The organism is Wolbachia endosymbiont (group B) of Eupithecia inturbata, assembly GCF_964030915.1.
GTDB lineage: Bacteria > Pseudomonadota > Alphaproteobacteria > Rickettsiales > Anaplasmataceae > Wolbachia.
Genome location: NZ_OZ034987.1, coordinates 908,429 through 920,137, shown reverse-complemented (window position 1 = coordinate 920,137; position 11,709 = coordinate 908,429). Strand labels below are relative to the sequence as shown.

Here is an 11,709-nt window from a genome sequence, read left to right as displayed (position 1 = left end):
CCACTTTATCAAAATTAAGTGGGACTAGTGCGATTCGAACGCACGGCCTTCGGATTAGGAATCCAACGCTCTATCCTACTGAGCTATAGTCCCATGTCTTCTGCTATTTATGCAAAATTATAGCAAAAAGTCTCGCATTTTTCTAGGCACCCTGTACAATTAATTCACAATAATAAAAAATATTTCTGTATTTCTTGAATGTAATACTGTTATATTTAATAATACGATTCCAATTGAAAGATTAATGCTAGTTAACAATATTAGTTACTTTTATAGTAATCAAGATGGCTTTGCTTTAAGCAACATCAACATTCAAGTGAAGAAAGGAAGTGTTGCCTGTTTACTAGGTCATTCTGGCTGTGGCAAGTCAACAATTCTAAAATTAATCGCAGGAATAGAAAATCCAAAATCTGGAACCATTGTTATAAATGATAAATTAGTTGCAAGTAACAAAGTGTCAATTGCTATAGAGCGTAGAAATATCGGATTGATTTTTCAGCATTCTGCATTATTTCCTCATAAAACAGTAATAGAAAATATAACTTTTGCTATTTGCAGTACTTCTAAAAAAGAAAAATACCTTACTGCATTGGAAATCTTAAAGCTATTTAATATAGAAAAATATGAAAACATGTACCCTCATGCTTTATCAGGAGGACAGCAACAATTAGTTGCAATAGCAAGAGTAATGGCGCAAAATCCTGATGTTGTTTTGCTCGATGAACCATTTTCTAATTTAGATATACTGCTCAAATATCGAATAAGGCACCATATATTGTCACTTTTTAGAAGCAAAAATATTCCTGTACTCATGGTAACTCATGATCCGCAAGAAGCGTTGAAAGTTGCAGATTTTATTTACGTGATGAAAAATGGTAAAATTATTCAATCAGGAGTTCCTAGCTACATATACCACAGACCTAAAGATGATACGTTAGCAAAATTTTTTAGTGAGCTTCCTTTTACTCTACAGCTAAACTAAACTTAATGTTAGGCTAAAACTATTATAAGATAATTAAAAACTCTTGATTTATAATTCAATAAAAGTGATATAATTTATGTATCACTTGGCTTCAGTCAAGTTTTAATACCTAAAAGTTAATATTTTCAACGGAGGTACAAATGAGTTTAGGTCCATGGCAGCTGTTTCTAGTCTTAATAATAATCTTAGTTCTGTTTGGTGCAGGTAGGTTACCACAAGTTATGGGTGATTTAGGCAAAGGCATTAAAAACCTTAAACAAGAACTTAAGGATTCAGAGAAACTATCATCTAATGAACCAGATCGTTAGCTTCCTTATGTTTCGTGACACGCACTAAAGTGCGTGTCATTTGTTTAAACAAGGCTAAAGAATTGAAGAGGTATGATTGAAGTACAGTAATAATTATGTTAGTTAGAATGTTATTAAAGGTTAATCGTGGAAGAAAGTGAGAAATTGACTGAAGATAAAAAATTGGCCTCTGATATTCTAAAAGAGGTTGCAGATACCAATAACAACGATAGTGATAAAGTAACATTGTTCGACATCAAAACAGCTTTACATGAGCGCGGTTTTGGTATTTTAATAATCATCTTCTCTTTACCGCTATCAGTACCTATACCTGTTCCACCTGGCTATACAACCATTCTTTCTATACCTTTAATCTTATTTTCACTGCAGCTTCTATTTGGGTTTGATTCTCCTTGGATGCCTAATTGGCTAGAAAGGAAATCTTTTCAACGTTCAACACTAGCTCTCGTGGTAGAGAAAACTTCACCTATATTAAAAAAAATAGAAAAGTTCATGAAACCAAGAATGTCTTTTATTTTTCTTGGTCCGGGTGAAAAGATTCTAGCTTTTATGATGTTGCTTTGTGCAATAATAATAGCTCTTCCATTACCTTTTACTCACTTCCTTCCTGCAATTGGTATAACTCTTATTTCACTCGGCATTATGGGTAAAGATGGATTTTTATCTACGTTAGGAGTGTTAGTTTCATTCTGTGCGTTATTGGTTACCCTTATTGTAATAGTTAAAGGACCAAAACTTATAGCCGGAACACTTTCTCTTCTTAAAAGCCTTATAACTTAAAAGCTTTACAACACTTTAATAAAAGAATGAAGTACAGCATGAAATGAATAATCGATATTGAAATATAGCAATAACTATGTTAGTTAGAAGTTATATTGTTATTAAAGGGTAACTGTGGAAAAAAGTGTGAAATTGACTGAAGATAAAAAATTGGCCTCTGATATTCTAAAAGAGGTTGCAGATACTAATAATAACGATAATGATAAAGTAACATTATTTGATATTAAAACAGCTTTACATGAGCGTGGTTTTGGTATTTTAATAATCATCTTCTCTTTACCGCTATCAGTACCTATACCTGTTCCACCTGGCTATACAACCATTCTTTCTATACCTTTAATCTTATTTTCACTGCAGCTTCTATTTGGGTTTGATTCTCCTTGGATGCCTAATTGGCTAGAAAGGAAATCTTTTCAACGTTCAACACTAGCTCTCGTGGTAGAGAAAACTTCACCTACATTAAAAAAAATAGAAAAGTTCATGAAACCAAGAATGTCTTTCATTTTTCGTGGTCCTGGTGAAAATATTTTAGCATTTATAATGCTGCTTTGTGCATTATCGATAGCAATCCCACTTCCTTTAACTAACTTCATTCCTGCAATTGGTACAACTCTCATTTCACTGGGTATCATGAGCAAAGATGGATTTCTCTCTATAATGGGAGTATTAGTATCATTGTGTGGGTTATTACTTACTCTTGTCGTAATAGTTAAAGGACCACAGCTTATATTTGGAGCATTTTCTTTTCTAAAAAGCTTTGTATATGGTTAAGCTTTACAACACTTTAACAAAAAAAAAAGAGCCCTTTACACCGATCGATAAAGATCATATAAAAATGTACGTTTGTGGGCCAACAGTATATGATACAGCACATATAGGTAATGCACGTTCTATTGTTGTTTACGATGTATTATTTCGACTGCTTAAATTTTGTTATGGAAAAGTTACTTATGTGCGTAATATAACCGACATCGATGACAAGATAATCAATGCAGCAAATGAGAAAAATAGTAATATAGAAAGCATTAGCAAATATTACACTAAAACTTTTCATGAAGACATGGAAAGCATAAATTGTGCAGAACCAACATATGAACCAAAAGCAACGGAAAACATAGATAACATTATCAAGTTAATTGAGTCTTTGCTGCAAGCTGGTCATGCTTATGAATCCAATAAACATGTATATTTTAGTGTAGAATCTTACCCTGAATACGGCGTTTTATCAGGAAAAAAAATTGATGAATTAAACTACGGTAGTAGAGTTGAAGTTGGTGAAAATAAAAAACACCCAGGAGACTTCGTACTTTGGAAACCTGCAAACGAAACTGACTATAAACTTTCAAGTCACTGGAATAGTCCATGGGGAGAGGGAAGACCAGGGTGGCATATAGAATGTTCAGCAATGTCATATGCTTACCTTGGCAAAGATTTTGACATTCACGGTGGGGGTATAGACTTGCAATTTCCTCATCATGAGAATGAAATTGCACAGAGTAAATCTGCATTTGCTGAGTCAACGTTTGCAAAATATTGGGTACACAACGGGTTTCTTACGGTAAATGAAGAGAAAATGAGCAAATCCTTATTTAATATAGTCAAAGTAAGGGATTTGTTAGATAGTGGAATAAAGGGTGAAGTAATACGTTATGCGCTGCTTAAAACTCACTACAGAAAACCACTTGATTGGACAGAAAATGTTATCTCTGAGTCGCAAGAAACTTTAAACAAGTTTTATCGGTTATTACGTAGTACATGTATTGAGGAAAGTGATGCAGAAGTCTCTAAAGATTTTATAGAGGCTTTGAAAAACGATTTAAACATTCCTGAAGCTGTAGCCATATTGCATGAAATGGCTACAGAAATCAATAAGACAAGTAATGAATGTGAGAGGCTCAAATTAACTAAGAAGTTTGTTAAAAGCGCAAGGTTCATTGGTATTCTTGAGTCAAGTTATCAAGAGTGGTTTGCAAGTGGTGTGAGTCATCAAGAAATAGAAAGGTTGATAGACTTAAGAAAAGTAGCAAAACAAAATAAAGATTATGATACTGCAGACAAAATAAGAGAGCAATTGAAACAAATGGGGGTTACAATTTCTGACAACGAAGATGGTACAACAACTTGGTATGGAAAATTATCTCCTATTATTTATAGATAGCCTAGTATCATCGCTTATCTTACCCATACATCAAGGTTTTGTACTTTACACTATGTTATGCTTTAGGTCAAACTACGATCAACTACTTATATTACTTTTTGGAGTATTAGGATCCAGTCTTGGTGGAATAGCTAACTGGTATTTAGGTAGAATAACAATTTTTATCAGAAGATCACATCACAAATTAGAGAATGAAGACAAAACACCAAAAATTGTAAGGCACCTACTGATTTGTGCAGTTGCATTGCTTTCGTGGGTACCAGCACTTGGAAGTGTGACTCAGATTTTATCCGGTTACTTCAAGTTAAACCTTTATATTCTTGTTCCCTTAATTATTTTATCTAACTTCCTCTGTTTGTTGTATCTAACGTTTACCATCTAACTAAACATCAATAAACAACTTTTCTTCTGGTCATATTGAGCTAAATTTCTTCTTCAAACTACCTTTTAAAATGCTTTTATTAGTTTTTGTCATAATACGATCAAATACTCCTAATAACCTCTTAAGTAAGCTTGGGGTTAGCGAAGAGATAGGATTAACAGATACGTTGTTGTTTTTATCATCACCATTTGCTTTGTAGTCTATTGAAATAATCCCCCTACTCTTCCCACCAGTCAGAAGTTTTCCGATTATAGGGATTTTCAACAAAGATTTGTTAATTGAGTATGCCGGTATTACTTGTCCTTCAACCTGGAATTTATAACCCTTAATATCGAGCGTACCACTAGTGCTAATGCCTAGTTCCGCTCCTTCAAGCCAAGATTCTTCAATTTCAACAGTGCCATCTTTATATGAAAAAGGTGCATTACACTTATAAAAATGTACACCTTCGTTCTTTATAGCATTTACAATACCAGGCAGTGAAGACATTGATAATAAAGTGGTAAGCAGTGGAGCATCTTTGATATAGAAATTGCTGATAGATAACATACCATAATGTTCTCCATTTTCTCTCTTAGAAGATAGATAAAGAGATAATTTGCCATTTTTAACTGATTTACCAATACCTAAAGAACGCAAAAGCATACCTGAATTATCCGAATATATTTCAAGCCCTATTTCACTATGTTCTACTAGTATATTACTGTTATCTTCTAAAAACTGTCCTGTGAATTGACTTCCACTACAATCACCTTTAGCACAAGTTACATTTAGCTTAGCATCTTTTATGATAATTCCTTCTTTCATAATTATATTATCAACATTCATAGTAACTTCTATTTTGTTATTTAATCGATTACTATCTTTGCCAAGTAAACCTAACACATCACTTAAGTTGATTTTCTCACCGTGAATAGTTATGGCATTTTTCTCCTTACCTGATTCAATTTCTATACTAAAATTATTATCAGGTAATTTAAAGTTGCTAGAATTTAAATATAGATTTCCATTTTCTACTCTTCCGCTAAATTTTATGTCTAGATCATTTCCTACAACGTCTAGTTTGTCTATTAGCAACTTACCTGCTCCTTTTAGCCTTGTAGAAAATAAAACTTCATTGTGATCTTCAAAATGGTTTTTCCACCCTAAGTAGCTTGAACGCAACTCGAGCTCTGATAAATCTATATTACCATTAACGTACCCTGTTTTGTCTTGATACATTACTGACTCTATATTTGCATTGATATAACCATCACCGAAATTAAGTATTTGAGCAGGTAAATCTCCAGTCAAACTCCAGGCAAAATTTTCATTTTTATTGCTACTTTTGAGGTCAAATAGAAGCTGTGTATTATTCACCATACCACTGCCATTTAAATCTATAAAGTCACTCCCAAAATCGAGCTTAATATCATACTTACCAAAACTTCCATTATACACCACCAAATTATCAATTTCAGAATGAAATTTGGCCGAAAAATCTACTTTTTTATCACTAGAGTTTAGATTAAAAATGCGAAAATTGAATACAGACTTTGCTATTCCACCTACTTTATCTCTTTCAAGTTTTACCACATCATCCAGCTTAAATCTTATAGGCTCATATAACCCATAAGCATCACTTACAGCCTGACCATTAATGGTAAGAACAGAATCTTCTTTATTGAGAGAGTTCATTTCAATATGACCACTATTGATAGTAAAATTCTGAAACTTAGCTCTATTTACAATAATTTTGAGATTGTTATCCTTGAGAGTTAACTCACCGTTCAACTTCTCCACTCGTTCAAAATCCTCATCAAATTGAACGCTGCCATTTTCTATATCAGCAACAATTACAATACCTGACAGATCATCATTTATTAAACTATCGATTTTACCGTTAAAACTTATAATTGTATTTATAATATTCCCATCAATATTATTACAATACCACTTTCTAAATTCATTGTTCACTAGACCATCTGGTACATAAGTACATAAATCTTTTGCAACAAGTTTACTAATATTAACTCTAAGCAAAGCATGATTTGTGCCAAAGTTCATTTTGCCAATCAAAGAAAGGTAAGTATCATTTAACTTAAAATGAAAGTTTTTTACGCTAATGATTTCATCACTATATGTCAAATTTACATTTACATTAGTCAAGGCTAAGTTTTTACCTGAGTGACTCTCTGTATTTAACACGTATATGTTTCCATCCATAACTTCATCCTTTCCATTAATTCTCATTGAGAAGTTCCCTTTGAACCCTATTTCTTTGTCCAAATTATAACTTTTAACTAGTGTGGAAAACTCGTTAAATAGCCCCAACTTTAGGTTATAAAATGTTCCATACAAATTTAACAAATTATTGCGATTTTTTATCATAATAGATAAATCATCTAGAATCCCCTTTTTATCTTTTGTATGAACACGAATATCCAAAACATTAAAATTTTCCTCCTTTCCTACATATACTTTATCAATGAAGAATTCACCTTCCATGCTTTTATTGACAGCAATGTTAGTAATTTCAATCCTTGAGTCTGCATTTAAGTAGAAAAAAATTTTTCTTATTGTCTTCAGCAGATTTTTTGTACTACTCATCTTATCTGTCATTACAGATGTTGTTATTCCTCTGGTCTCTTCCTTCTTGATATATATGTGTACATTACCAGCTAAAACCTGAGAGAACTTTTTGGAACTTAACTTAAAGTGTACGAAAAGCTCAGGAACTTCTATGGTAAAGTCAGGATTTGTTATTTTTAAATCTGTAATGACTAGCTTGCCATCTTTCTGCCAAATAACCGAGGTACTCTCCATGCTGACATCCGAATTGGTAAATATCTTTAATATTTTTTTCTTTATATAAAAATTAATATAACTAATATTGATTTCTAAAGGACCTTCCCCTTTAAAAGGGATAAAGAAGCAGAATATAAATAATAAAATTATAGAAAATGATAGAGCTATTTTTTTAAGCATCGATTATTGCTTTTCTTGCTAAGCTGTCGGCTTCTTCATTGTATTTATCACCATTATGCGCTTTCACCCACTTCCAGTTAATCTCATGTTGCAAAGCAACATCGTCTAATTCTTTCCATAATTCTATATTTTTTACTGACTTCTTATTACTTGTCTTCCAGCCGTTCATTTTCCACTTCTTTATCCATTCTGTTATACCGTATTTAATATAGAGGCTATCCGTATACAAACTGATATTACAAGGAAATTTTAATACCTTCAGTCCATTGATCACTGCTGTTAACTCCATTTTATTATTTGTAGTATTTTCTTCTCTACCACAGATGTTCTTTCTATGATTTTGAAATAATATGATTGCTGCCCAACCTCCTGTCCCTGGGTTACCAGAGCATGCTCCATCTGTGTATATTGTCACTTCCTTTTTCTTCATCTTTAACTGTAGTGAATTAATAAAGTATATCGTTGCTTCTATAAAATCACAATTTTTATAGATATAGAGGCAATTTAAGCCGCACCTTTAAATTTTATTATGGAAATAAAAAAAAGTGCTACAACGAGCATTATTAGAAGAGAAAGTAAAAGATAGTTTTTATGTTCTTTCATGGTTAAAACAAATCAATAGAGCAGTAAATAACGCTGGCAAACAGAGAAAATAGATAAGAAATCGAATAAGAAAACATTTTTTTCTGCGAGCTATGACTCTTAAGCCTTATAACGGATGCAGCAAACCAAATAAAAACACACCCTTCAATAATTGCCATACTGAGGTAAAATAGAGCCTTTTTCAAAAATAGTGCTGGAAGTAAGCTAGTTAATACGAGTAACACGCTATAGATTAATATATATTTCCTCGTTTTTTCTGGACCATAAACGATATTGAACATTGGAATCGATGCTTTTGTATAATCTTCAGATCTATTTAAGGATAGAGCCCAAAAATGTGGTGGAGTCCACATAAAAATTATTAAAAATAGAATACAACTTTCCCAGCTTACAGAGTCAGTTACAACCGCCCAGCCAATCATTGGAGGAAAAGCACCTGCTGCACCACCAATAACAATATTCTGCGGAGTACGCCTTTTGAGCCAAATTGTATACACAAAAACATAAAATAATATGCTAATTGCAAGCAAAGCAGCAGAAACATAGTTCACTGCTATTGCCATGATAAATACTGACAATATTCCAAGAGTTATGCCAAATTCAAGCGCGCTTTCTGCAGAAACTCTACCTGAAGGTATAGGGCGGTTTTTTGTTCTCTCCATAAGCAAGTCTATATCTCTGTCATACCACATATTTATTGCACCTGCAGATCCTGAACCAAGAGCAATGCACATAAGAGATATTAGTGCAAGGAAAGGATGAATGCTACCTGGTGCAGCAACCATTCCAGCAATTGCAGTAAACACTACAAGGTACATTATCCTTGGCTTCAGCAAATGCCAAAAATCCAGTATTGTTGATTCAACATTTAGCAAAACACTTGTGTACATTCTATTTTATCACTGGTGGTTTTTCAAAAGTATGAAAAGGCGGTGGTGAAGATACCGTCCATTCTAAAGTGTCACCTTCCCAAGGATTATCTCCAGTTTTTTTGCCCCACTTAAAGAGATGTATAACTATAAATACAAAAAACATAACTGAAAGAAAGGACATATATGAGCCAATTGAGGATATATAATTCCAAGGGATAAACGCGTCGGGATAATCAGGTATACGCCTTGGCATACCTGCTAATCCCAGGAAATGCTGGGGTAAGAAAGTGACATTGGTGCTAATAAAAGTGAGCCAAAAGTGTATCTTTCCTAAACACTCGTTATATTGCTTACCTGACATTTTGCCTATCCAATAATAAAAACCGGCGAAAGCTCCAAATAATGCAGCAAGCGACATGACATAGTGAAAGTGAGCAACGACATAATAGGTATCGTGCAAAAGCTTATCTATTCCACCGTGAGAAAGAATTATTCCGGTTATACCACCTCCAACAAACATGAAAATAAAACCTAATGCAAACAGCATTGGTGTCTTCAATTCAATCGCTCCACCCCACATAGTTGCAATCCAACTAAAGACTTTTACACCAGTTATAACACCAATGAAAATTGTGCTAGTGCTAAAAAATATAGCAGCATCCTCGCTAAGCCCAACAGTAAACATATGGTGAGCCCAAACCATGAAGCCAAACGTTGATATTCCTATCATGGCATAAACCATTCCCATATAACCAAATACTGGCCTATGAGAAAAAGTTGACACAATCTGACTGATGATACCAAATGCAGGAAAAATAATTATGTAAACTTCTGGATGACCAAAAAACCAAAACAGATGTTGAAATAACACAGGATCACCACCACCAGCAGGATCAAAAAAGGAGGTACCTATATTACGATCAGTGAGCAGCATAGTTATAGCACCAGCAAGTACCGGTAAGGCAACAATTAACATAAATGACGTGAGTAAAATAGACCAAACAAATAGTGGTATCTTAGTTAGTGACATACCTTTTGCACGCATATTGAATATGGTAACTATAAAGTTGATCGCCCCAACAATTGATGACATACCAGCAATATGAAGTGCAAGTATAGCAAGATCAACTCCTGCACTTGGGTGGGACATAATTTGCGACAAAGGTGGGTATAAAGTCCATCCTGTTCCAGGACCTTCGCCAGCAAATACCGAGAGGATAAGCAAAATAAAAGATGAAACTAACAACCAAAAACTTAAATTATTCATACGAGGAAATGCCATATCTGGTGCACCAATCATGAGAGGTACGAACCAATTACCAAATCCTCCCATTAAGGCTGGCATTATCATAAAAAACACCATTATTACCGCATGCCCTGTAATCATTACGTTATATAGCTGGTAATTATTGTTAAGTATATTAATGTGCATTAGCTGAGTACGAATAATTACCGATAATAATCCACCAATAATTCCAGCTAATATGGAAAAAATAATGTATAGTGTCCCTATATCTTTGTGATTAGTAGAAAACAGCCAACGTCTTATACCTTTTGGTACATCACTCATATCTATACTCCAAACTTAACTTACTAATTTTTTATCTTCAATCCACTTATTAAAATCTTCTTTACTCACTGCTTCAACAACAATTGGCATAAATCCATGACCTTGACCACATAGTTCATAACATTGCCCATAATAAATACCGGGCTTTGTAACGTTAAACCATGCTTCATTCAGCCTACCTGGTATTGCATCAATTTTTATACCAAAAGCCGGTATTCCCCAGCTATGTATTACATCTCCTGCTGTCACTTGTAAACGAATATTAGTATTGATAGGTAAAATAACGTTATTATCAACAGAGAATAGTTTTAAATCTCTTTCGGTAAAGTCTTCTTTTCCTTTTATATAGCTGTCAAATGAAATACCTTGATATTCTGGGTACTGGTAACTCCAATACCATTGATGACCAATAACTTTTAGTGTTATGTCAGCTTTTGGCACTTTCTCCTGTAGTTTAATTAATTCAGCATTTTTAAAAGCCAATACCCCAACAATAATCGTTGGTATAACAAACCAGATAATTTCTACAAAGATATTATGAGTTATTTTACTGACATTTTTCACTTTGCCCTTACGAAAGCGAAATACTACATAAGCAAGCAGGGCCCATACAAAAAGCATAATTGCAATCATTACACTCATCACAAACGAATGTGACTTAACTACAGCCTCCATTATCTCAGTTGCAGGCGCAGGAAATCCAAATTGCCAAGAAGTAGGAGCAGAAGCAATTGATATGTTTGAGTAAAACATTATCAATAATGCAAATAACTTCACCATATTTTTTGCTGTAAAACTAACTGTATAATAATATATATACACTTACTATGCAAACAGAGATTATAGAATGTACACAAGTGTTTTGCTAAATATTGAATCAAAAGTAAATGATGATTAATGTTTTTTTAGCATTTAATAAATATACTAATACGATACTAACTTGAGGAAAAAGCATTTACATGAATCTATTTTAAGTTAAAATATTATAATATTTTAAGTTAAGTATTTACTTTAAGGAAGTTCTATAATAAGTTTAATAGTGTCTGTTATTGCTAATAACCCTCTAGCCTCACACCTAAAAGCAGTA

Annotated in this window: 11 protein-coding genes and 1 tRNA gene; 6 read left to right on the top strand and 6 right to left on the bottom strand. The window is 33.3% G+C overall.

Features of this window, described 5'->3' with window-relative positions:
• Positions 1–19: 19 nt before the first annotated feature.
• Positions 20–93, bottom strand: a tRNA-Arg gene (locus ACQH21_RS04450).
• A 151-nt stretch (positions 94–244) separates the two neighbouring features.
• On the opposite strand from ACQH21_RS04450, the gene ACQH21_RS04445 reads away from it, so the two are divergent.
• From ACQH21_RS04445 to ACQH21_RS04420, 6 genes are all read left to right on the top strand, one after another.
• Positions 245–982: an ABC transporter ATP-binding protein gene (locus ACQH21_RS04445; RefSeq protein WP_007302769.1), complete on the top strand. Its 738-nt coding sequence runs from the start codon at positions 245–247 to the stop codon at positions 980–982.
• Positions 983–1,122: 140 nt separating this feature from the next.
• Complete coding sequence (gene tatA, locus ACQH21_RS04440; protein ID WP_006013840.1) at positions 1,123–1,290, top strand: twin-arginine translocase TatA; 168 nt, start codon at positions 1,123–1,125, stop codon at positions 1,288–1,290.
• A gap of 126 nt (positions 1,291–1,416) precedes the next feature.
• On the top strand, positions 1,417–2,070 hold the full coding sequence (locus ACQH21_RS04435) for an exopolysaccharide biosynthesis protein (RefSeq protein WP_007302768.1): 654 nt from the start codon (positions 1,417–1,419) through the stop codon (positions 2,068–2,070).
• Positions 2,071–2,184: 114 nt separating this feature from the next.
• Complete coding sequence (locus ACQH21_RS04430) at positions 2,185–2,841, top strand: exopolysaccharide biosynthesis protein (RefSeq protein ID WP_007302767.1); 657 nt, start codon at positions 2,185–2,187, stop codon at positions 2,839–2,841.
• A complete protein-coding gene (cysS, locus tag ACQH21_RS04425) occupies positions 2,834–4,228 on the top strand; it encodes a cysteine--tRNA ligase (RefSeq protein WP_425383970.1) in 1,395 nt (464 codons plus the stop codon). Before ACQH21_RS04430 ends, cysS begins: the two co-directional genes overlap by 8 nt.
• Positions 4,197–4,610: a YqaA family protein gene (locus tag ACQH21_RS04420; protein ID WP_012481730.1), complete on the top strand. Its 414-nt coding sequence runs from the start codon at positions 4,197–4,199 to the stop codon at positions 4,608–4,610. Before cysS ends, ACQH21_RS04420 begins: the two co-directional genes overlap by 32 nt.
• A 30-nt stretch (positions 4,611–4,640) precedes the next feature.
• Here the strand turns inward: ACQH21_RS04420 and ACQH21_RS04415 are convergent, their stop codons facing one another.
• The 5 genes from ACQH21_RS04415 to coxB all read right to left on the bottom strand — a co-directional run bounded on the left by ACQH21_RS04415 (position 4,641) and on the right by coxB (position 11,402).
• Positions 4,641–7,577 (bottom strand): AsmA-like C-terminal domain-containing protein, encoded by a 2,937-nt coding sequence (locus tag ACQH21_RS04415; RefSeq protein WP_425383969.1) that lies wholly within the window; start codon positions 7,575–7,577, stop codon positions 4,641–4,643.
• Positions 7,570–8,007, bottom strand: coding sequence for a ribonuclease HI (rnhA, locus tag ACQH21_RS04410; RefSeq protein ID WP_264704407.1), 438 nt, complete (start codon positions 8,005–8,007; stop codon positions 7,570–7,572). Before rnhA ends, ACQH21_RS04415 begins: the two co-directional genes overlap by 8 nt.
• Positions 8,008–8,182: 175 nt before the next feature.
• Positions 8,183–9,070 carry a heme o synthase gene (locus ACQH21_RS04405; protein WP_010401351.1) on the bottom strand — a complete coding sequence of 296 codons (888 nt, stop codon included), beginning with the start codon at positions 9,068–9,070 and terminating at the stop codon, positions 8,183–8,185.
• A 1-nt stretch (position 9,071) separates the two neighbouring features.
• Positions 9,072–10,622, bottom strand: coding sequence for a cytochrome c oxidase subunit I (gene ctaD / locus ACQH21_RS04400; RefSeq protein WP_425383968.1), 1,551 nt, complete (start codon positions 10,620–10,622; stop codon positions 9,072–9,074).
• Between the two features lie 15 nt (positions 10,623–10,637).
• Positions 10,638–11,402 carry a cytochrome c oxidase subunit II gene (gene coxB / locus ACQH21_RS04395; protein WP_264375831.1) on the bottom strand — a complete coding sequence of 255 codons (765 nt, stop codon included), beginning with the start codon at positions 11,400–11,402 and terminating at the stop codon, positions 10,638–10,640.
• Between the last annotated feature and the right edge of the window lie 307 nt (positions 11,403–11,709).

Coding starts and splice junctions, on each gene's coding strand:
- ACQH21_RS04445 (WP_007302769.1), top strand. CDS start 245: ATGCTAGTTAACAATATTAGTTACTTTTATAGTAATCAAGATGGCTTT.
- tatA (WP_006013840.1), top strand. CDS start 1,123: ATGAGTTTAGGTCCATGGCAGCTGTTTCTAGTCTTAATAATAATCTTA.
- cysS (WP_425383970.1), top strand. CDS start 2,834: ATGGTTAAGCTTTACAACACTTTAACAAAAAAAAAAGAGCCCTTTACA.
- ACQH21_RS04420 (WP_012481730.1), top strand. CDS start 4,197: ATGGAAAATTATCTCCTATTATTTATAGATAGCCTAGTATCATCGCTT.
- ACQH21_RS04415 (WP_425383969.1), bottom strand. CDS start 7,577: ATGCTTAAAAAAATAGCTCTATCATTTTCTATAATTTTATTATTTATA.
- rnhA (WP_264704407.1), bottom strand. CDS start 8,007: ATGAAGAAAAAGGAAGTGACAATATACACAGATGGAGCATGCTCTGGT.
- ACQH21_RS04405 (WP_010401351.1), bottom strand. CDS start 9,070: ATGTACACAAGTGTTTTGCTAAATGTTGAATCAACAATACTGGATTTT.
- ctaD (WP_425383968.1), bottom strand. CDS start 10,622: ATGAGTGATGTACCAAAAGGTATAAGACGTTGGCTGTTTTCTACTAAT.
- coxB (WP_264375831.1), bottom strand. CDS start 11,402: ATGGTGAAGTTATTTGCATTATTGATAATGTTTTACTCAAACATATCA.